This is a genomic window from Microbulbifer weihaiensis (assembly GCF_048323715.1).
GTDB lineage: Bacteria > Pseudomonadota > Gammaproteobacteria > Pseudomonadales > Cellvibrionaceae > Microbulbifer.
Window position 1 is genome coordinate 407030 of record NZ_JBLWFL010000006.1, and the last position, 21113, is coordinate 428142.

A 21113-nucleotide genomic window follows, 5' to 3' on the forward strand; every position below is an offset into this window, starting at 1 on the left:
CCGAAGCCTATGAGGCACTCGACTGGTTGGCCAGGTAAAGCCAGGTATCCACTGCGGTGTCCGGGTTGAGGGAAACACTGTCGATTCCCTCGTCCATCAGCCACTGGGCAAAGTCTTTATGGTCTGACGGACCCTGGCCACAGATACCGACATACTTGCCAGCCTTCTTGCACGCCTGAATTGCGCGCGACAGCAACATTTTCACTGCAGGGTCGCGCTCGTCAAACAGCTCTGCCACCAGCCCGGAGTCACGATCAAGCCCCAGGGTGAGCTGGGTCAGGTCATTCGAACCGATTGAGAAACCGTCAAAGTACTGCAGGAATTCTTCGGCCAGCAGCGCATTGGATGGCAGCTCACACATCATGATGATCTTGAGGCCATTCTCACCACGCTTGAGGCCATTTTCCTCCAGCAGCTCGACAACCTGGCGCGCCTCATCCGGGGTGCGGACGAACGGCACCATGATCTCGACGTTGGTCAGGCCCATTTCATCGCGCACCTTCTTGAGGGCGCGACACTCCAGCGCAAAGCAATGGCGGAAATCTTTTGAGCGGTAGCGCGCTGCACCGCGGAAACCAAGCATCGGGTTCTCTTCACTCGGCTCATACATCTGCCCGCCGATGAGGTGCGCGTACTCATTGGACTTGAAGTCCGACAGGCGCACGATCGTGCGATTCGGCGCAAATGCTGCCGCCAAAGTGGAAATACCCTCAACGAGCTTTTCCACAATAAAATCTTCGGGCGACGCGTAACCGCCGATGCGATTGCGGATGGTCTGCTGCAGATCCAGCGGCAGGCGATCCATTTCAAGCAATGCCTTTGGGTGAATTCCGATCATACGGTTGAGGATGAACTCGAGGCGCGCCAGGCCAACTCCCTGGTTTGGCAGGTTGCTGAATGCAAAGGCGCGATCCGGGTTGCCCACGTTGAGCATGATCTTGAACTGCAGATCTGGCATGTCGCTGACTTCGGTCAACGAACGCTCGAAGTCCAGCTCACCAGCCATTACAAAGCCGGTATCCCCTTCTGCACAGGTCACCGTGACCGGGGTTCCGGTAGACAGCTTCTCGGTCGCATCGCCACAGCCAACAACCGCAGGGATACCCAGCTCGCGCGCGATAATCGCTGCGTGGCAGGTACGGCCGCCGCGGTTAGTGACAATCGCGCTGGCTTTTTTCAGTACTGGCTCCCAGTCCGGATCGGTCATATCCGTCACCAGGACTTCGCCATCCTGCATCTTGGCCATGTCTTCCACGGACTCGAGTACGCGTACCTTACCGGCACCAATGCGCTGGCCGATGGCACGGCCCTCACACAGAATGTCGCTGCGCTCGTGCAGCTTATAGCGCTCGATGCTGGTACCACTATCGCGTGAACGCACGGTTTCAGGACGCGCCTGCACGATAAACAGTTTGCCGGTATCGCCGTCTTTCGCCCACTCGATGTCCATAGGGCGCTGGTAGTGCTCTTCGATCTTCTGCGCCTGGCGTGCCAGCTCGGTCAGCTCTGCGTCGGTCAGCGCGAAACGCAAGCGATCCTCTTCGGCTACCTGCACGGTTTTGACCGATCGGCCACATTCGCCGCTCTGGTCGTAAACCATCTTGATCGCCTTGCTACCGCGATTACGGCGCAGGATGGCTGGGCGCCCAGCGTCCAGCGCCGGCTTGTACAGATAAAATTCGTCCGGGTTTACCGCGCCCTGCACAACGGTTTCGCCGAGACCGTAGGCGGCAGTAATAAAGATTACGTCGCGGAAACCACTTTCTGTGTCGAGGGTGAACATTACACCCGAGGCGCCAGTCTCACTGCGCACCATGTGCTGGATACCAGCAGACAGGGCCACACCGACATCCGCGTAACCCGTGTGCACCCGGTATGCGATGGCGCGGTCGTTATACAGGGATGCGAATACCTCTTTTACCGCCTGCAATACGGCGTCGATGCCGCGGATATTCAGGAAGGTTTCCTGCTGACCGGCAAATGACGCGTCAGGCAGGTCTTCAGCCGTGGCGGAAGAGCGCACCGCAACCGCGGTTTCACCACCGCCCAGTGCCTCGTAGCCCGAGCGGATTTCCTCTTCGAGCTTCGCCGGGAACGGGGCGCCCAGGAGCCACCCGCGAATTTCCTCACCGGCCGCGGCCAGCGCTGTCACATCCTCGACATCCAGAGTGGAGAGTCGTTCGGCGATACGCGTATCCAGCTGCGCCGCAGACAGGAACTCGCGGAACGCTTCGGCGGTGGTGGCAAAGCCACCGGGAACGCTGACTCCCGCTCCGGAGAGTGAAGAAATCATCTCACCGAGCGATGCGTTTTTGCCGCCGACCTGGTCGACATCCGCCATGCCAAGCTTGGCGAATTCGAGAGTGTAAGTCGTCAATGGAGTGCCCTCTGCAACTGCTGTGTTGGCGGAAGATTATAAGGAAGGGTTTTGTAAATAATACCCCGCAATTTAGGGTAAAAATGTTGTAATTTTTCTACAAAAAACGGCATATGCAGTACAAGCTGAACCTTGATTCACATTGTCACTGCTGGTGATATACCATTGCCACCGCAAAAATGACCGCAGGAGAAGTGTGGCAATGACTGAGAATAAACCGCAACGCAAGCGCACCGCGTTTTTCATCTCCGATGGCACGGGCCTTACCGTTGAGGGTATCGGCCACAGCCTGCTGGCTCAGTTCAAGGATCAGCAGGTTGAGCAGGTCACCCTGCCCTATGTCGATTCGGATGCGCGTGTGAACCAGGTACTGCAGCGCATTGAAACGGCAGCCACCGAGTCCGGCCTCCAGCCGATCATCATCACCAGTATTGTTTCCGACCAGATCCGGCAGCAACTACACCAGAGCTCCGCATTGATGCTCGACGTCTTTGAAAGTTATCTGGCACCTCTGGCCAACCTCTTTGGCACGGATCCCGCGCGCACAGTCGGTGTATCCCATGGCATTGCGGACGACCGCCGTTACAGCGAGCGCATTGATGCTGTGCATTTCGCGATGGATAACGACGATGGGCGTCGCACCCGGGAATTCGAAAGTGCGGATGTGATCCTGGTGGGCGTATCCCGCTGCGGAAAAACACCCACCTGCCTGTATCTCGCCCTGCAGTTCGGGCTCCGCGCAGCCAACTACCCGATCACCGAAGAAGACATGGACAGCACCGCGCTGCCCAAAATCCTGCGCCCCTATCGCCACAAGCTGTTCGGCCTGACAATCGACCCCCGCCGCCTGATGAGCATTCGCCAGGAGCGGCGAGCCAACAGTCGCTATGCGTCACCGGAGCAATGTGAGTTCGAGGTGCGCCAGGTAGAACAGATGCTGCGTCGCTCACAGGTTCCCTGCCTCGACGCAACAAAACTGTCAGTGGAAGAACTGGCCACCCGATTGATGTCACAGGCCGGGATCGAGCGCAGAATCAGCTAAATTTAAAGTTGGACATCGGGCACCTTCCCCGCCGCGAGTAATGGCCAGACACAGATACTGGCAACGGCTTGGGGCGGGAATTTCATTGGAAAATCGGGTAAAGTAGCGCGCCCCAATCGCACCCCATCCTATCGGGGTGATGTAACCAGTAATCCGTCCGGGAAAAGTTTTGCAAATCGTCTCCCTGCCATACGCCGAGAATACGTCGCTAGCACTGTCTGCCATCTCCGATTTGCCGCAGCCCGTCTGGCTGGATTCCGGTCGCCCGCGGGCGCAGGGCGGGCGCTACGATATCTTCAGTGCCGATCCGATTGCCCGCATCGCCCTCGATGCCGCCTGCCCCGACCCTTTCATACAGCTCGATGACCTTCTGTGCGAACTGGAACCGCAAGAGATGGACACCCAGCTGCCTTTTTGTGGGGGCGTCATTGGTTACGCCGGGTATGAGCTTGGCAATCGCGGTAATTTTCTCGCGCCGGACACAAGACCAACCCTCCTGCCAGCCGCCTCATTCGGGCTCTACACCTGGGCGCTGATCGTCGACCATCAACTGCAAGCGTCCCATCTCGTGTTTCATCCGGCCTGTACCGCAATACAGCGGAACGACCTGATCGCACGCTTTCGCGCGCTGGACTGGCAGGGAGCACTGCATCGCGAGCCGTTTCGACTGAAAGCACCCTTCGCTCACGAGTTCACCGAAACCCAGTACGCAGATCGGATTGAGCGTATCCTCGAATATATCCGAGCGGGCGATATCTATCAGGCGAACTTTACCCAGCGCTTCTTCAGTGAATACGAAGGCGACCCCTTAACCGCCTACCTGGCCTTGCGGGAAGCCGCCGCAGGCCCCTTCTCAGCTTATATGTCGCTGCCGGAAGGCCAGATCCTGAGCCTGTCTCCCGAGCGCTTCATTCACGGTGATGGTGACCTGCTGCAAACCGAACCCATCAAGGGAACAATTCCGCGAGACAGAAACCCCGAGCGGGATGCGGAAGCGGCACAGGTACTGGCCAAAAGCCCGAAGGATCGCGCAGAAAACCTCATGATCGTGGACCTGCTGCGCAATGACTTCGGCAAAGTGTGCCGCCGGGGCAGCGTGCGCGTACCGGAACTGTTCGCAGTGCAGAGTTTCGCCAACGTCCACCACCTGGTCAGCACCATCACCGGCCAGCTGCCGAAAAACGTGGTGTTTTCCGAGGTGCTGGCAGCCTGTTTTCCCGGTGGCTCCATCACTGGTGCGCCCAAAAGGCGCGCTATGGAAGTCATCCGTGAACTGGAGCAAAGCCCACGGGGTGTTTATTGCGGCTCCATCGGATATATCAGCGCCTGCGGACGCGCGGATACGAACATTGCCATTCGCACGCTCACTGCCAGCGCGGGCAAGCTTGAATGCGCTGCCGGGGGCGGCATCATTGCCGACTCAAACGCGGCAGCTGAGCACAAGGAGTGCCTGGACAAAGTCCGGATCCTGCTGGAAACGATGGAAACCCGCTTCGGCGCGGGGTGAAGCCCCGAGGATTACCCCCCACTCGATTCAAGTACGAATAACAAAAGTTATAGATTTATTGCCCTTCGATATTTCCCGGAACTCCAGCGCTCTGCTAGATTTCGCGCCAGGCTGTGCCAATGTCACAGCACCCACACCCAAACAAAAGATCTCACCGGCTCCGATCAGCGGCGCCGCCACAGGATACAAGGCAGTACTGATGCGGATTACCCTGGTTAAGAAAGTGCTTGCAGATGGCTCGCTGTGCGCGAAATGTAAAGACGTAGAGCAGAAGCTGAAGGAAAACGATCAGGAACAATACCTTGATCAGGTTTTGATTGCCGACGAAAGAGACCCGCAAAGCCCGGGCATGCAACTGGCCCAGTCGCTGCAGGTTCAGCGCGCCCCGTTCTTTGTGGTAGAGAAAGAAGGCGAAGAGCCGCAGGTCTATACGGTTTACTTCAAATTCGCCAAGGAAGTACTCAAGGGTTTGCAGTAACAGCAAACCCTTTCACGCTCAGCGCGCGAACTGCTGACCTCAGTACACCGGCAGCTCAAGGTGGGAAAATAACTCATCGACCTCCGCGCGCGAGGACGCCTGGGCCGCCTGATCCACCAGATCCCGCGTGAGGTGCGGGGCAAACTGCTGAATAAACTCGTACATAAACCCGCGCAGGAAAATCCCCTTGCGGAAGCCGATCTTGGTCACGCTGGACTCGAACAGCTCACTGGCATCCAGCGCCACCAGGTCACTGTCCTCATCCTCCACCGCGGCCATGTCGGCAACAATGCCGATACCCAGGCCGAGTCTTACATAAGTCTTGATGACATCCGCATCGGCCGCGGTAAACACCACCTTGGGCGACAAGCCTTTTTCCAGGAAGGCCTCATCCAGCTTGGAACGCCCGGTAAACCCAAACACGTAGGTTACGATCGGGTATTTTGCGACCTCTTCCAGTGTGAGCTTCGATAGCTGGCACAACTCGTGGTTTTTGGGGACCAGAATACAGCGGTTCCAGCGGTACACCGGCATCATCACCAGGTCACTGAATAGCTCCAGTGCCTCCGTGGCGATGGCGAAGTCTGCCGTGCCGTCCGCGGCCATTTCCGAGATCTGCATCGGCGTTCCCTGATGCATATGCAGGGCAACTTCGGGATAGCGGGCAATAAAGCTTTTAATCACGGTAGGCAGTGCATAGCGCGCCTGGGTGTGCGTAGTGGCGATCGCGAGGCTGCCGCGCTTGTCATTGCTGAACTCCTGCGCGACCTGCTTGATATTTTCCACCTTGCGCATGATTTCGCCGGCGGTTTTCAAAATCGCTTCACCAGCGGGGGTGACCCGCGTGAGGTGCTTGCCGCTACGGGCAAAGATCTCGACGCCCAGCTCATCCTCAAGCAGACGGATCTGCTTGCTGATACCGGGCTGTGAGGTATACAGGCTTTGGGCAGTGGCAGAAACATTCAAGTCGTGATGCGCCACTTCCCAGATATAACGCAACTGCTGCAGCTTCATAGTCTCTCCCTGTACTTAGCCTATTTTTGCGCCAACCAATGGTTATAAAAAACCTATGACTTTATGCGGGAAAAGCATAGCAGCGAATGTATCTATGAGCCAATAGATAAGCACAAAGCGGAAACGGCAGGGAATACGATGCCGGTGCAGTTTTCCGTGGAAAACAGACCGACATCAGTCTTCGAGGTTGGCAATCCCGTGTGGCACGTGACCGGTCGCCACATGCTGCGCAGCTGAGGCGCAGTGGGCGGGCTGATCATCAAAGAAAACATCAGCGCCAAAAGCGCGCAAAAACTCCCCTTTTGGCAAACCGCCCAAAAATACCGATTCGTCAATACGAACATTCCACGCGCGCAGGGTACGTATTACGCGCTCGTGAGCTGGCGCAGAACGGGCTGTCACCAGCGCGGTACGAATCGGACAGCTTTCCGGGTGGAATTCCGCCTGCAGCTTTTGCAGCGCCTCAAGAAACCCCTTGAAAGGCCCTCCCCCCAGCGGCTGCTTGGCCGACGCGCGCTCGGCCGTGGTGAACGCCGCCAGCCCGTCGCGCTTGAAAATCTGCTCGGCCTCATCGGAAAAAATCACCGCATCACCATCGAAGGCGAAGCGCAATACATCGTCACCGCGCTCACGGGCACCGCCGGCAATCAGCGTTGCAGCAGCCACGCCCTGCTCCAGTGCGCGGCGGACGTCGCCCCCGTCCGTAGACAGGAACAGGTTGCAGCCAAACGGCCCGATATAGCGGTACGGGCTTTCGCCATTACAAAACGCCGCGCGGGTAATATCGAGGCCGTAGTGCTCGATGGAGTTGAATACCCGCAGGCCGGTATCGGCACTGTTGCGCGACAGCAGCACGACCTCAACGCGGGCGCCGCCCTCGAGCCGCTTGTTGATCTGCAGAAACTTTTCGACCAGCGCGAAAGCATCACCTTTCGGCAGGATGTCGTTCTCGCGCTCAATCTGGTAGCCCGCGAAAGCTTCCACCCCCTGCTCTTCATATACCCGGTGGCTCTCGCGGAGGTCAAAAAGTGCCCTTGAGGATATGGCAATAACGAGTTTGTTCGCCGGCGAAGCAGTACTCAAGGCGCCTCCACATCATCCAGCCCGGAGGGGCGAGACTCGTTGCGGTGAGGTTCAAGTAGAACCATCAGCATTCTCGACAGGTCATCGCGGGTTCGCTGGGCGCGCACCCCCTGCTGGTTGACAATCACCAGCAGAATGGCGTGACAGGTTTCCAGTGTTGCCCTCGCAAGCCGGTTGGCTTCGTTGGGCGGACAGGCAAAACCAAGGCGCTCGAACATGGCGACCAAATGGTTAATGACCAGCTCGTCGTGCCGCTCGTCCAGTTCGTGAAGCTCCGGTATGCCCCACATGGCCTGCACCAGTGGCAACAGGCCGCGCTGCTCCCGGTAAACCGACAGCCAGAGCTCAAGCAATTCATCCAGAAACGCTTCCAGACTCAGCTGCTCCAGCTCGCTGGCCGCCAGCTCGTCCAGGCGCTCAGTGAGACTCGCCAGCCACTGTTCGCCCATGGCGTAGAGAATGGCGTGTTTGTTGGGAAAATAGTGGTAAACGGATCCGACGGAAACGCCGAGCTCCTTGGCGATCAGGATTGTGGTGAGGTCATTGAGCCCCACCTGCTCCAGCAGTCGGCCCGTGGTATCCAGAATCTGCCTCGCGCGCTCCCGCGCACGAGCCTGAACCGGTTCCCGCCGGGGGGCCAGCTGGTTCTTACGACGTTTTTGCTCTGCAGTCGACACTTCGATTTCCTTTCACTTCAGACCCCTTTTTTAACAAAAAAACCGGCGCATTGCGCCGGTTTTTTTGTCCATCCTGTGAGAATGAAGAAAGGAGTACCCAATACCCTTAGAAGCGGTAGTCGAGGCTAACCCCGGCCACGCGTCCGCGGGACGGATCGGTCTGGGTGGCCGGCAGGTTGTAATCGGCCTCCGCGTAACCCCAATGGTAGAACTCTTCACCGGTGAGGTTTTCAACGTAAACGCCTGCGGTCCAGGTATCTGCCGGAGAAGTCAGGGATGCACGCAGGTTAACCACATCGCGGCGTTCCAGCTTCACTTCATCGGTGTTTTCCAGATCGGAGAACTGCTCATCGGTGAAATTGTATTCCGCGGTAAATGCGAGCTGTCCAAACCCGGTATCACGACTGTAGGTCAACGCGGTGGATGAAGAGAACTCGGGAGAGAACGCCATTTCATTACCATCACAGTCTTCACACAGCTCTTCCGGAGCACCGGTGAACTTGGTGTTCAGCCAGGCCAGCCCCATGTAGAGATCCAGGTTATCGGTGATCAGCCAGCGGGCATCCACCTCGAGGCCCTGCCCTTCACTTTCACCCACGTTGCGGGTGACCGCCGCAGCACCGATGAAGAATGCCTGCTGCAGGTCATCGTAGGTGTACTGGAATGCGGCCGCGTTCAGGTGCAGGCGGTTGTCCAGCAGGCGCGCCTTGAGGCCGAGCTCGTAGGACAATACCTGCTCTTCGTCGAAGCGATTGGGTTCAGCATTGGAGGAATCTACAGTCCACTCGTACTCTTCCAGCCAGGCTTCGTCGTCTGCGGCAAACGCCGGATCGGTCACCCGGTAAGTGAGATAGTCAAAACCGCCGGACTTGTAACCTGTCGCAACGCTGGCGTAGGCGGTAACCTCGTCACTGAAATCGTGATTCAGAGTCAAGCGGCCAGACAGGTTGCTCCAGGTGTTGTCGCCGGTAATCGGGCCGTCAGTAAACATGCCCTGGTAGTTCCAGCCACCGGTCCAGGTGTCCGGCCAAGGGGAGTCTACGGTGTAGGTCTTCTGGTCTTCGGTGTAGCGCACACCCAGGCCCAGGCTGGTGGCGTCGGTCAGGTCAAACGTTGTGTTCGCAAACACACCCCAGCCGGAATATTCACCACGAGTGAAGGCCTGCTCCACGGACATGCCGTCGCCGATCATGACACCGCCGGGAATGGGCATACCGGCGGTGGGGGCATATTCCCATGCATCGCCGCCTGTCCAGAAGGCATCATCCATTTCCTCCGGGTAGGCCAGAGCCAGATCCGCACAGGTCGCGCTGGAGTCCACGTCCAGCTCGTAGTCCACGGCCATCGCACCGGCACAGATGAAATCTTCCGAGTCGACACCGGCAAAGTACGCATCCAGGTCTTCCTGGTAGTAGCTCGCACCGAGCACCCAGTTAAATGGGCCGGCATTGTCCGAGGTCAGACGGAATTCCTGGCTGAAGAAGTCGCCAGACTGATCCCGCACAAAGGTATCAATTGCCTGTGCGGTGCCGTCGAAGTCCTCAACGTAGGTGTAGTCGTGCGTCTTGTAACCGGTGATGGAGGTCAGCGTAGTGCTGCCCATCTGATGTTCGATAGTCAGGATTGCATCGCCAATCTGGGACTCATCAGTACCCTGCTGGTCGTTGTAGACCTCATCGTAATTCGCGTCGGTCGCCAGCGCGCGATAGATGGTTCCATCACTGACACGGTCTTCATACTGCGCCATCAGGGTCACGGTGGTGTCCGTCAGGCCGGTATACACACCGGTAAAGCGCATGGCATCGGCTTCGCTCGCGCCGAGGTCGGGGCCACCAGCCAGGTTCCTGACGTGTCCATCTTGCTCTTTGTGCATACCGGCGATACGCACGGCAAAATCTTCGCTTACCGGGAGGTCAACACTGCCCTCGAAGTTCATGCGGCCGAGCTGACCGGCACCCGCTGAAATCTGGCCGCCAAAAGTCTCGCCCGGCTTCTGGGTGGTCATGGAGATGGCACCGGACGCCGTGTTGCGGCCGAACAGGGTTCCCTGAGGGCCCTTCACCACTTCCACGCGCTCGAGGTCGTACATGCTCGGGGTGGCGCCGGTACGGCTCTGGTATACGCCGTCCAGGAAGACGCCGAGAGCCGGATCACTGCCGGAGCCAAAGCTGTTGTTGTTTACGCCACGTACAGACACGGCATCAAAGAAGGAGTCTGTGGTTTCACCGGAAATTCCCGGGGTCATCGCAAACAGATCTTTGAAGTCGGTGAGATTGGACTGCTTGATGGTGTCGCCGGTAAAGGCACTCACGGACATCGGTACATCCTTGAGTGACTCCGCGCGCATCTGCGCAGTCACCGTGACTTCTTCGATTTCCGCGGCGACAGTGCCGGCACTGACAGTGAAAACAACGGCACCAATGGCGGAGGCCAGCAGGTTTTTGTTGCCACCGAATCGCTGGTCTGAAAATGTCATCGTTACTCCCCGTAGGTTATTTTTTTTCGGGTTTCTGCCCATTTACTACCACTCAGGACGTTACCCAGCGTTTTAATAGGTCGGCCCGTTATCCCACAAACCGAATTTTTGTTCAACTTTTTGATTCATCCGCCCAGCTTGTCCTTCAGGCTGTAGTAGAGCATTCCTGCGACAAGACCGGGCCAACGCAGCAGGGTTCCACCAGGGAAACTGGGCGTTGGAATTTGCGCCAATATATCAAATCTTTCCTCAGTTCCGGCAACAACTTCTGCAAGTAATTTGCCGGCAAATGTGGCCGTTGGGACACCGTGGCCAGAGTAACCCTGGCTGTAGAAAACATTGGGCTCAAGACGGCCAACGCAGGGCATCCGGTTCAGGGTGATGGCAAGGGTTCCACCCCATCCGTAATCGATTCTTGTGTCGGCGAGTTGTGGATAGATCCTCAGCATGTATTTGCGCACGAACGCACGAATATCCTGAGGGAAACGCGAGGTGTAGTTCTCCCCACCACCAAACACCAGACGGTTATCGCTGGAGAGCTTCCAATAATTGATCACAAACAGCGTATCTTGCAGCGCGTAGTCGTTCGCTATCAATTCTTGTGCCAGGGCGTCCGGCAGCGGCTCGGTTGCCAATACGAAATTGTTGATCGGCATGATCTTGCCCGCCAAACGGGGCTCCAGACCACCCAGGTATCCGTTGCAGGCAAGTATGACGTTGGCGGCACGCACCCTGCCCTTCGAGGTGTTGACGGTACAGGGAGATCCACCGGAATAACTGGTCACCCGGCTGTGCTCAAAAAACTGCACGCCGGCCTTCGCGGCAGCTTCCGCGATACCGAGGGCAAAGTTCAGCGGATGCAGATGGAGTGACCCACTGTCCACCTGCCCTCCATAGAATCGGTCGGAACCGACGAGTGTGCGGATCTCATCCTGCTCGGCATATCGTATCTGGTCGTAGCCGTAACGACCCTGAAGCAGCTCAGCTTCTTCCTTCAACCAGGCGCTGTGGCTGCGCTTGGCCGCCAGGTGCATGATTCCCCGCTTCAGGTCACACTGGATTTGGTGCCGGTCAACCAGGTCTTCAACCAGCTGTACAGCTTCAAGACCCAGGTCCCACAGCGCTTTGGCAGTGTCCAGGCCGAGCATCTTTTCCAAATCCTCCTGCCCCTTGCGCTGCCCAACACCGACGTGCCCGCCGTTTCGGCCGGAAGCCCCCCAGGCCAAGCGCTCGGCTTCAAGAACAACCACCTTGTACCCCCGCTCGGCGAGGTGTAACGCGGACGACAGGCCGGTATACCCTGCACCAATAATGCACACATCCGCCTCGATCTCCTGATCCAGTGCTGGATATTGGGGCGCGGAATTGGCACTCGCGGCGTAATAAGAATCGATGTGGCCCAGCAATTTGGTAACGGTTCCACTAGAAGACATGTAAGCAAACTCCGGAAAGGGTCGGATAAAACCGAATTATCATTCAATATTTATTGAATAATAATTCGGGTTTTTGTCATAATCAAAGCCTGCAGTGTCCAATCTCAAAAATTTCCGACAAACTGCAGCGCCCCACATGTCGCATTCTGGTCGCGGCGTGGCGGGCTCTATACTAATAAACCCCACTTCGGGGACGACCATACACAATCAAGGTGTAACATGGACAAAATTACCCAGTGGCTCGCAGAACACTCAATTTCTGAGGTCGAGTGCCTGGTGCCGGACATGGCCGGAAACGCTCGGGGCAAATTCACCCCGACCGATAAATTTCTCACACAGGACAGTCGACTGCCGGAAAGTATCCTGGTTCAGACTGTTACCGGTGATTACGTGGACGAGCACAACGAGCTTGTTGACCCGGCAGATACCGATATGCTGCTGGTGCCAGCGCCGGACTCCATCCGCCTGAACCCGTGGGCCAACGAACCAACGGCGCAGATCATCCACGACTGCTATACCCGCGACGGCAAGCCCCACCCGATCAGCACGCGCAACATCCTGAAATTTGTTCTGGACAAGTATGCGGAACAGGGCTGGAAGCCGGTCGTAGCGCCGGAAGTAGAGTTCTACCTGGTTAAGCGCAACCTGGATCCGGACGAAAAGCTCTCCGCTCCAGTGGGCCGCTCCGGGCGTACCGAGAAAACCCGACAGTCCTACAGTATCGATGCAGCCAACGAATATGAGGCCATCATCGAGGACATGTACGATTTCTGTGAGGCCCAGGGACTGGATGTAGACACCCTGATCCACGAGTCTGGCACCGCGCAAATGGAGATCAACTTCCTCCACGGCGACCCGCTGACACTTGCGGACCAGGTGTTTACCTTCAAGCGCACCGTACGCGAAACCGCGCTGCGCCACGGCATCTATGCCACGTTCATGGCCAAGCCAATGGAAGATGAGCCCGGTAGCGCACTGCATCTCCACCAGAGTGTTATCGACATCAAAACCGGCAAAAACATTTTTGTCGATGACGACGGCAATGAGAACGAGCTGTTCATGAACTTTATCGGCGGCACCCAGGAATATACCCCAGGGTTTATTACCTTCTTTGCCCCGAACGTAAACTCATTCCGACGGTTCACGCCGGAAATGGCAGCGCCCACAAGCCTGCACTGGGGCTACGACAACCGCACCTGCGGCCTGCGGGTACCGGACAGCTCGCCTCAGGGAAAACGCCTGGAGAACCGCTTCCCCGGTGCCGACTGCAACCCCTACCTGGCAATCGCTGCCTCTCTGGCCTGCGGTTACCTGGGCATGATGAACAAGGTCAAGCCAAGCGAGCCTTACGAGGGCAGCTGCGCGTCCGAGCCCATCACCCTGCCCCGCACCCAGGAACATGCACTCAACCTGCTGGCGGAATGCCCTGAAGCGTCGGAAATGTTCGGAGAGAAATTCGTGCGTGCCTGGGCCGCTATCAAGCGCGACGAGTATGAAGAGTTCAACCGCGTGATCAGTTCCTGGGAACGCGAATACCTCCTGCTGAACGTGTAAACCGATAACTCTCCGGTTTGCTATCACAGCAAATAAAAAACCCGGCCTAGGCCGGGTTTTTTATTGCCCGGCATTTAATCCGGGCAACGCACAGGTTATTTGTGGCTGGGATCTTTCCAATAATCCTTAACGGTATCCTTCATTTCCCTCGCAAGAATGGAGATGCCGAACAGGTTCGGCAGCGTCATCAATACGATGGCAACAGCAGACAGGTTCCAGATTACGGTCGTATCCTCCACAGCAGCCCAGAAAAAGGCCACCACATACACAAGACGGTACGGCATTACCGCCTTGGGACCAAACAGGTAGATCATTGAGCGGTCACCATAGTAGGACCACGCAATCGCCGTTGAAAATGCAAACAGCAGGATGCCCAGCGTCACAATGTAACTACCAAAATCGCCGAAGAAACCACGCTGGAAAGCCCGGTTGGTCAACGCCACGGAGTGCAACAGCGAGTTGCCCCAGACATCGACATTCGGGTTTACGAAGCGCCCTTCATTGACGTTCAGCACACCGCTGAAATTATCATCGGCAACACGGAATTCAACATCTTCCGCCACAGAACGGGCATTGATAATGGTGAATTCATCCTGGTTCAGCGGGCGACCATCAGCCACAACCACAGTACCGGTATACGGCTTAACCTCAGAGTTCCTACTATTCAGGAAGCCGAACAGCTGGTTCACGTCCACTTCTTCCTTGTCGGAGTAGCTTCCAGCCACGACGATCATGTCTGCACGCTCAAAGCGGTTCATATGCTTTTCAGTCCAGACCCCGGAAGAGAGAATCACCAGCCCCGTCAGGGTACAGATAATCAGCGTGTCAATGAACGGCTCAAGCAGGGAGACCATACCTTCAGACACCGGCTCATCGGCACGCGCCGCGGCGTGCGCAATCGGCGCCGAACCCTGCCCCGCCTCATTCGAGAAGAGGCCGCGGTTAACACCACGGTTGAAGGCATATGCGAAAGTTGCCCCGAGGAAGCCGCCGGCGGCCGAGCTGCCATTGAACGCACCAGAGAACACCGAGGCAAAAGAAGGGATGATATTTTCGTAGTTATACAGGATCACCGCGAGCGCGCCGATCACGTAGAGCGCTGCCATCACCGGTACAATTGTCGAGGTTACCTTGGCGATACGGGTAATGCCGCCAATAATCACCATCCCCAGCAGAATGGCCAGCACGCCACCGGTCAGCATTTTGTTCAGGCCGAAAGTGTCGTACATCGCCTGTGCAATGTTATTGACCTGGGGCAGGCTGCCGGTACCAAAAGAACTGATGACGGTGGCGATGGCAAATATCACCGCCAGCCATTTCATATTCAGTCTGCGCTCCATGTAAAACATCGGGCCACCGGCATAGAAGCCATCAGCAGCCTTGATGCGATACTTGTGAGACAGGGTCACTTCGACAAACTTGGTTGTCATACCCAAAAATGCGGTCACCCACATCCAGAACAGCGCTGCCGGCCCACCAAGAAAAATCGCAAGGCCCACGCCACCGATATTACCGGTACCTACGGTGCCGGACAGCGCGGTGGACAACGCCTGGAAGTGGGAGGTATCGCCGGGATCGCCAGGCTTGTCGTACTTGCCCTGAACAATCTTGATGGCGTGCCCAAAGTAGCGGATCTGCGGAAACCCAAGATACAAGGTGAAGAAAAAACCAACTCCCAAGAGCACCCAGGGAAACCAGGGTGCTGACCCCAACAGGCCATCCAGAGTTAATAACAACTGATTGAAGGATTCCAAACTAACCCCCACTTCATATTTATTTTTTGATTAATCTTTAGCCGCCCAAAATGGGCAACTTCAAGCTGATCGGCAGATTAGCAGCTTACGTTACGCGAGAACAGTAATCCGCTAAATATCAGCAAGATAGCCTCCATTTCTGCCAAGAAATAACCAAACTGGCAATTAATTTATCAACATAGATGCTTATATCGCAAAATGTCTTTACCCGCCCCGCTCGCTTCACGGTCGCTGGAAATGTGCGCGATGCGGGAAAACACCAAACTGTCCGCCGGTATGTACAAACACCAGGTCGCGGCATCCTTCATAGGTGCCGGCCTTGATCTCCTCCAGAAGACCATGGAAAGCCTTGCCTGTATACACCGGATCCAGTAAGAGGGCCTCGGTTTGCGCCAATTTGGCGATGGTCTCGTATACCGCCGCATCAGCGACACCATACCCGGGTCCGATGTAGCGGTCGTTCACCGCAATATTCAAACGCTCAGGCGCCAGCGTTTTGTCATAGCGACGGCACCAGTCGCTCACGTCATCGATTACTTTGCGAACAAAGTAGTCATTATCATCGCATACCGCATATCCGGTAACCTGATAGCCTGCCCCCAGCAGATACCCACCCAGGGTAAGCCCGGCCTGGGTTCCGCCGCTTCCCGTCGCGCACACGATATGTTCTGGTTCAATGTCATGTTGCTGGAAATCCTGCGCCAACTCTTCCGCAGCCTGAATATAGCCCCAGATTCCGAGACCATCGCTGCCTCCAGTAGGAATACACAACGCGCGCCCACCCATTGTTTCATAGTGGCGCGCCCAGTGAGCGAAAAGCGCCGGAAGCTCATCCAGATATTGCCGCAAAGGGTAAATGGACACATTGGCTCCAGCCACGTAATCCACCAGCAAGTTGCCATCCGCATCCTCCCCGCTCACTGGCGCGGCTCCTCCGCGAAGGATCAGGTGTGATTTCAGCCCCATTTTTGCAGCGGCCAGCGCCGTGGCCCGGCAGTGATTTGACTGCTCACCGCCACAGGTAATCAAAGTGTCGCAACCCGTGGCCAGTGCTTCGGCAATGATGAACTCCAGTTTGCGCAACTTATTGCCCGACATCGCGCTTTCAGTGAGGTCATCCCGCTTAACCCATAGTCGCGGCCCTCCGTAGGGCTTCGAGTACAGTTGGGAAATTCGATCCAGCGGCTGTAGCGGGGTCGGTACATTTGCAAGCTTGACCCTGTCTGGGTATGCAATCGACATTTTCTACTCCATTTCCGAAAAGCATTTCAAAGCACAAACAAAAAAGCCCGGCCAAGCCGGGCTTTTTTCGTTAACTAATCCCCGGGCAACGTTTACCACGGAGCTAACGGGCATCAGATGTTCTTGATGGTGCCTTTCGGCAAAACCGCGTGAACCGCGACCTTCTGGAACTTGAGCTTCATGTTTTCAGCAACCTCAAGTACCAGGTAATCGTCGTCCACCTTCTCTACACGGCCCAGCATGCCGCTGGTCATTACGACTTCATCACCCTTCTTCAGGGCACCAACCAATTCCTGGTGCTCTTTTTGACGCTTCCGCTGTGGCCGAATGATAAACAACCACATAAATACGAACAGGCCGGCGAACATCAGCAGGGTTACCAGCGGGTTGCCCTGGGGAGCCGGTGCAGCTGTTTGCGCCACTGCAGCGGGAATAAAGAAATCCATGGTTCAAACCTCAGTAGAATTGGCAGAAATCAGCCGCCAACTCTAACGGCTTTATCAGACATAGGCAATCCAGAGAAGCTGCGTGAACAGCTGCTCTGGATTACGTGATGCGAGGTTGATCAGTTGGTGCTGGTCAGAACCGCTGGCGAACCTGGCGGCGATAACCTGTAGGCGACATACCGGTCCAGCGCTTGAACGCACTGGTAAAACTGGTTCGGTCGGAAAAATCGAGAATACGGGAAATACCGTCCACGCTGAGCGCAGTATCCTTGAGAAAGTGCACCGCATGACGAAAACGCACGTGATCGCGCAGTGATGCAAAACTCAGGTTGTGTTCCTGCAAACGACGTTGAAGGGTACGGGTGGACATACTGAGATCCGATGCAACCGGACGAATTGCCAGTGATGCTTTACCAATCCGTTGTTCCAATACATCGATCACCCGGGCAGCAATGCCAAAACTGGTGGCTTCCGGTGGAGCCAACAGTTGATCCAGGATGTTGGGGTCACCCGACAACCTGGCCTGCTGCAAAGGCTTATCTTCTGAGAGCGAAGCTTGATCTGGCTGAATTTGGTTCATTGAGCTGCTCCTTGATGGGTTCCTTGAGCCGCGGTTATTGTTCTACGCCCGCTTCCTGCGAGTCCCTATTTACCACTGCCAGCTATGCTGGCTACTACCTGGGTGCGGGGGCGCACCTGAAAACAGGCAATGAAGCCTCCCCGGAGTACTGACTTCTTATACAACTTCCTCGCACCACACACAATCGCTCCGGGTTAGACGGTTGGGCGGCGCTCCTTTACACAAGCCAGTATAGACCATACTGCGACAATGCAAGGGACGACAGCAAAATTTTTTCGACCCGTTCACGCTTGTCGGATTGCCTGCCGGACCATTTGTGATCAATAGTCGGGCAGCCGGCAATGAACCAACTGCCATTACTGACTATTGGCAATCAGGACAGATTCTCATCAATCCAGGCCAACACATCATCGTGGTGCGTTTTGGTCTTCACTTTATCGATGATATGACGCAGTCGGCCACTTTTATCAATGATAAAGGTTGTGCGCAGGAGCCCCATGAACTCCCGCCCCATGAATTTTTTCATGCCCCAGCAGCCGTACTTATCGGCAACCTTGTGATCCTCATCCGCAAGCAGGTCAAAATTCAGCTCGTGCTTGTCGATAAACTTCTGCAGCTTGCTTTCCGGATCCGGGCTCAGACCCAAAACCACAGTATCGCGCTTGGCAAACTCCATGGCGCTATCACGAATACCGCAGGCCTGTGTGGTACAGCCCGGGGTCAGGGCCTTGGGGTAGAAATACAGGACGACATTCTTTTTATCTCGAAAATCCTTCAACGCCACCTTGTCACCCGCCTGATTATTCAACGTAAATGCCGGTGCAAGATTGCCGATCTTTGGAAACGCCATGATCCCTCCCCTAATAATTAATCACCTGAATTGGTGGCACACGCCCACCAGGTTGGCGCGATTATAACGAAACAGGCCTGCATCCGCAGGCCACGAAACACCCTCTATACCAACCCGGCGACGGCAATCAGAATTCCCGCAACTGGAAACCTTTTTCCTTGCGGGCACAAATGCCGCAGTCCCCCAATTTATCAACCAGCGCCGCCTTCTCCTCGTCGGTCAGAAAATCCCCAACCTCCAGGCACCCCTCCGGCCCTGTAAATGTCAGGCATGCCGGCTCAGAGGGAACCTCCCCCATCCGAACCAAAACGGACAGGCTGTCCCTTGAGAACTCTGCGTGATACACGGGCTTACTCAGGTTTCCACGACTTGAATCCAGCATTACGCGATCATCGCTGATACGGATCACTTCCCTGCGGGTACTTTCCAGGTACACGTAACCAAACAGCACCGCCAACAAAATGACCTCCAGCACAGCGAACGGAATCACCATCCAGGCGCCAATCAGTGCGAAGGCGATGCTGATCCCGAGCGACACTGCCACCAGGGAAATAAACACCCAGAGATTGCCGGAAAAAGAGAGGGACTGATTGGGCGCAAGCAGGATACAGGCCCGGCGCCCGCGGGCGTCACCAACTTGTTTAACCATGGCTAGGACTTCCACCACTGTGACCACTTCAGTGTAGGACAGGCGGTTTTTGAACCAAGGGTCACAATCCTGGTGCAAGACCTCTCGCCCACCCGTACCTCCCTGGCAACTCATCTATAATCCCCTGCAAACACGCTCACCCGGGTGCCAGTTGTGCTGCTCCAGCAACCCTTTGTGGGGCCGGGATTAACGGGCGCGATCCTGCGAGACACGCCGCCAGCCCATCCACGTGGGTTCTTCCGCAAGCTCCCTTTCACGGGAGGTCTCGCAAGACTACGCCCGGCACCGGCATCTACACCGCGCTCGCAGCTACATTCGGCGAACTGCAATGCCCTCAAGGGCTGGATTTTCCCCCGATGAGGCGGCAAGATGCCGGCGTCATCCAATTCGGGAACCCGTGGCCACAAGCCACGGCAAACTGCTCAGGCCGCCAACACCCCCGGCCGCGAGCAGGCCTAAACACAACAAGAGTCATCCTATGCAAGTTGAATCTATCGATACGCTACTGAAGACCAGCCAGCGCGAAGGCGAATCCGTGCGCATTCAGGGTTGGATCCGCACCCGCCGGGACTCTAAAGCCGGCCTCTCCTTTCTCGCCGTACACGATGGAAGCTGTTTTGATCCGATCCAGGTCGTCGTCGAATCCAGCATCAATAACTACCAGTCTGAAGTACTGCGACTGACCACTGGTTGCGCCGTCGATATTGAAGGCACCATCAAAGCGTCAGAGGGCAAAGGCCAGGCCATTGAACTGCTGGCGAGCAGCGTAACGGTGGTCGGATGGGTAGAAGACCCCGACACCTACCCCATGTCGCCCAAGCGCCATACCATGGAACACCTGCGTGAGTATGCCCACCTCCGCCCGCGCACCAACGTAAGCGGCGCCGTGGCGCGGGTGCGTAACTGTATCGCCCAGGCGATCCACCGCTTCTTCCATGAGCGCGGATTTAACTACATTCACACGCCGATCATCACTGCCTCCGACTGTGAGGGTGCCGGCGAGATGTTCCGGGTCAGCACCCTGGATCAGACCAACCTGCCGCTTACCGACAAGGGCGACGTGGACTACAGCAAGGATTTCTTCGGTGAAGAAACCTTCCTCACGGTTTCCGGCCAGCTCAATGTGGAAAGTTACTGCCTTGCCCTGTCCAAGGTTTATACCTTCGGCCCGACATTCCGTGCAGAAAACTCCAACACCACCCGCCACCTGGCCGAATTCTGGATGGTGGAACCGGAGATCGCCTTCGCCGATCTGGCCGACTGTGCGAATCTCGCGGAAGAAATGCTGAAATACGTGTTCCGGGCAGTGCTCGAAGAGCGTCCAGACGACATGGCATTTTTCGCCCAGCGCATCGACAAGGATGCCATTTCCCGTCTCGAGAACATCATTGATAACGACTTCGCCCGCATCAATTACTGCGAAGCCATCGAGATCCTTGAGAAGTGCGACCAGAAATTTGAGTTCCCGGTGTCCTGGGGCATCGACCTGGCCTCCGAGCACGAACGCTATCTGGCAGAGAAACATTTCCAGAAGCCCGTCATCGTGCTGAACTACCCGAAGGACATCAAAGCCTTCTACATGCGCATGAACGACGATGGTAAAACCGTGGCGGCGATGGACATCCTCGCACCGGGTATCGGTGAAATCATCGGCGGTTCCCAGCGCGAAGAGCGCCTGGACAAACTGGATGCGCGCATGGATGAAATGGATGTACCCAAAGAGCATCTGGACTGGTACCGAGACCTGCGTCGCTATGGCACCGTTCCGCACGGTGGTTTCGGCCTGGGCTTTGACCGTATCGTTTCCTATGTGACCGGCGTGGGTAACATTCGCGATGTCATCCCGTTCCCACGTACTCCGCGCAACGCCAAGTTCTGATTTTCCCGGACTACGGCCATAAAAAAACCCGCATAAACATGCGGGTTTTTTTTGCTTCCTGATTACTAACAA

The 21113-nt window shown here is 56.5% G+C and carries 17 protein-coding genes; 5 read left to right on the forward strand and 12 right to left on the reverse strand.

The genetic code is table 11. The annotated features are described in order from the left end of the window. Positions 1-7 precede the first annotated feature (7 nt). The gene (gene ppsA / locus ACNKU7_RS09880; RefSeq protein WP_418296804.1) at positions 8-2377 is read right to left on the reverse strand and encodes a phosphoenolpyruvate synthase; all 2370 of its coding nucleotides are present in this window, start codon (positions 2375-2377) and stop codon (positions 8-10) included. 202 nt (positions 2378-2579) lie between these two features. On the opposite strand from ppsA, the gene ppsR reads away from it, so the two are divergent. The 3 genes from ppsR to ACNKU7_RS09895 all read left to right on the forward strand — a co-directional run bounded on the left by ppsR (position 2580) and on the right by ACNKU7_RS09895 (position 5404). Further along, the gene (gene ppsR / locus ACNKU7_RS09885) at positions 2580-3419 is read left to right on the forward strand and encodes a posphoenolpyruvate synthetase regulatory kinase/phosphorylase PpsR (RefSeq protein ID WP_418296805.1); all 840 of its coding nucleotides are present in this window, start codon (positions 2580-2582) and stop codon (positions 3417-3419) included. A gap of 169 nt (positions 3420-3588) precedes the next feature. Continuing rightward, a complete protein-coding gene (gene pabB, locus ACNKU7_RS09890) occupies positions 3589-4926 on the forward strand; it encodes an aminodeoxychorismate synthase component I (RefSeq protein ID WP_418296806.1) in 1338 nt (445 codons plus the stop codon). 199 nt (positions 4927-5125) lie between these two features. Continuing rightward, complete coding sequence (locus ACNKU7_RS09895; RefSeq protein ID WP_418296807.1) at positions 5126-5404, forward strand: hypothetical protein; 279 nt, start codon at positions 5126-5128, stop codon at positions 5402-5404. Positions 5405-5443: 39 nt separating this feature from the next. Here ACNKU7_RS09895 and cysB read toward each other — a convergent pair whose 3' ends face one another. From cysB to ACNKU7_RS09920, 5 genes are all read right to left on the reverse strand, one after another. Next, positions 5444-6418: an HTH-type transcriptional regulator CysB gene (gene cysB, locus ACNKU7_RS09900; protein ID WP_418296808.1), complete on the reverse strand. Its 975-nt coding sequence runs from the start codon at positions 6416-6418 to the stop codon at positions 5444-5446. 174 nt (positions 6419-6592) lie between these two features. Continuing rightward, positions 6593-7501, reverse strand: coding sequence for a 5'-nucleotidase (locus ACNKU7_RS09905; protein ID WP_418296809.1), 909 nt, complete (start codon positions 7499-7501; stop codon positions 6593-6595). Beyond that, positions 7498-8178, reverse strand: a complete 681-nt coding sequence (locus ACNKU7_RS09910) for a TetR/AcrR family transcriptional regulator (RefSeq protein WP_418296810.1) — start codon at positions 8176-8178, stop codon at positions 7498-7500. Before ACNKU7_RS09910 ends, ACNKU7_RS09905 begins: the two co-directional genes overlap by 4 nt. Before the next feature lie 106 nt (positions 8179-8284). Further along, on the reverse strand, positions 8285-10654 hold the full coding sequence (locus ACNKU7_RS09915) for a TonB-dependent receptor (RefSeq protein ID WP_418296811.1): 2370 nt from the start codon (positions 10652-10654) through the stop codon (positions 8285-8287). 125 nt (positions 10655-10779) lie between these two features. Continuing rightward, positions 10780-12087, reverse strand: a complete 1308-nt coding sequence (locus ACNKU7_RS09920; protein ID WP_418296812.1) for an NAD(P)/FAD-dependent oxidoreductase — start codon at positions 12085-12087, stop codon at positions 10780-10782. 219 nt (positions 12088-12306) lie between these two features. Between ACNKU7_RS09920 and ACNKU7_RS09925 the strand changes: the two genes are divergently transcribed. After that, positions 12307-13641 (forward strand): glutamine synthetase family protein, encoded by a 1335-nt coding sequence (locus ACNKU7_RS09925; RefSeq protein WP_418296813.1) that lies wholly within the window; start codon positions 12307-12309, stop codon positions 13639-13641. A 95-nt stretch (positions 13642-13736) separates the two neighbouring features. On the opposite strand, the gene ACNKU7_RS09930 is transcribed toward ACNKU7_RS09925, so the two are convergent. The 6 genes from ACNKU7_RS09930 to ACNKU7_RS09955 form a co-directional block, all read right to left on the reverse strand. Further along, positions 13737-15395: an alanine/glycine:cation symporter family protein gene (locus ACNKU7_RS09930; protein ID WP_418296814.1), complete on the reverse strand. Its 1659-nt coding sequence runs from the start codon at positions 15393-15395 to the stop codon at positions 13737-13739. A 222-nt stretch (positions 15396-15617) separates the two neighbouring features. Beyond that, positions 15618-16637: a D-cysteine desulfhydrase family protein gene (locus ACNKU7_RS09935; protein ID WP_418296815.1), complete on the reverse strand. Its 1020-nt coding sequence runs from the start codon at positions 16635-16637 to the stop codon at positions 15618-15620. Between the two features lie 113 nt (positions 16638-16750). Continuing rightward, a complete protein-coding gene (yajC, locus tag ACNKU7_RS09940; protein WP_418296816.1) occupies positions 16751-17083 on the reverse strand; it encodes a preprotein translocase subunit YajC in 333 nt (110 codons plus the stop codon). Between the two features lie 133 nt (positions 17084-17216). Continuing rightward, on the reverse strand, positions 17217-17663 hold the full coding sequence (locus ACNKU7_RS09945) for a helix-turn-helix domain-containing protein (protein ID WP_418296817.1): 447 nt from the start codon (positions 17661-17663) through the stop codon (positions 17217-17219). Positions 17664-18036: 373 nt separating this feature from the next. After that, on the reverse strand, positions 18037-18513 hold the full coding sequence (gene bcp, locus ACNKU7_RS09950; RefSeq protein WP_418296818.1) for a thioredoxin-dependent thiol peroxidase: 477 nt from the start codon (positions 18511-18513) through the stop codon (positions 18037-18039). Positions 18514-18640: 127 nt separating this feature from the next. Further along, positions 18641-19162, reverse strand: a complete 522-nt coding sequence (locus tag ACNKU7_RS09955; protein WP_418296819.1) for a DUF2244 domain-containing protein — start codon at positions 19160-19162, stop codon at positions 18641-18643. 478 nt (positions 19163-19640) lie between these two features. Between ACNKU7_RS09955 and asnS the strand changes: the two genes are divergently transcribed. Continuing rightward, positions 19641-21041, forward strand: a complete 1401-nt coding sequence (gene asnS, locus ACNKU7_RS09960; protein WP_418296820.1) for an asparagine--tRNA ligase — start codon at positions 19641-19643, stop codon at positions 21039-21041. Positions 21042-21113 lie beyond the last annotated feature (72 nt).

What these genes read in the sequence shown, in the direction of transcription:
- ACNKU7_RS09945 (WP_418296817.1), bottom strand. Translation starts at nt 17,663, where the DNA reads ATGAACCAAATTCAGCCAGATCAAGCTTCGCTCTCAGAAGATAAGCCT.
- ACNKU7_RS09920 (WP_418296812.1), bottom strand. Translation starts at nt 12,087, where the DNA reads ATGTCTTCTAGTGGAACCGTTACCAAATTGCTGGGCCACATCGATTCT.
- ACNKU7_RS09935 (WP_418296815.1), bottom strand. Translation starts at nt 16,637, where the DNA reads ATGTCGATTGCATACCCAGACAGGGTCAAGCTTGCAAATGTACCGACC.
- asnS (WP_418296820.1), top strand. Translation starts at nt 19,641, where the DNA reads ATGCAAGTTGAATCTATCGATACGCTACTGAAGACCAGCCAGCGCGAA.
- cysB (WP_418296808.1), bottom strand. Translation starts at nt 6,418, where the DNA reads ATGAAGCTGCAGCAGTTGCGTTATATCTGGGAAGTGGCGCATCACGAC.
- ACNKU7_RS09925 (WP_418296813.1), top strand. Translation starts at nt 12,307, where the DNA reads ATGGACAAAATTACCCAGTGGCTCGCAGAACACTCAATTTCTGAGGTC.
- ACNKU7_RS09955 (WP_418296819.1), bottom strand. Translation starts at nt 19,162, where the DNA reads ATGGTTAAACAAGTTGGTGACGCCCGCGGGCGCCGGGCCTGTATCCTG.
- ppsR (WP_418296805.1), top strand. Translation starts at nt 2,580, where the DNA reads ATGACTGAGAATAAACCGCAACGCAAGCGCACCGCGTTTTTCATCTCC.
- ACNKU7_RS09895 (WP_418296807.1), top strand. Translation starts at nt 5,126, where the DNA reads ATGCGGATTACCCTGGTTAAGAAAGTGCTTGCAGATGGCTCGCTGTGC.
- yajC (WP_418296816.1), bottom strand. Translation starts at nt 17,083, where the DNA reads ATGGATTTCTTTATTCCCGCTGCAGTGGCGCAAACAGCTGCACCGGCT.
- bcp (WP_418296818.1), bottom strand. Translation starts at nt 18,513, where the DNA reads ATGGCGTTTCCAAAGATCGGCAATCTTGCACCGGCATTTACGTTGAAT.
- ACNKU7_RS09915 (WP_418296811.1), bottom strand. Translation starts at nt 10,654, where the DNA reads ATGACATTTTCAGACCAGCGATTCGGTGGCAACAAAAACCTGCTGGCC.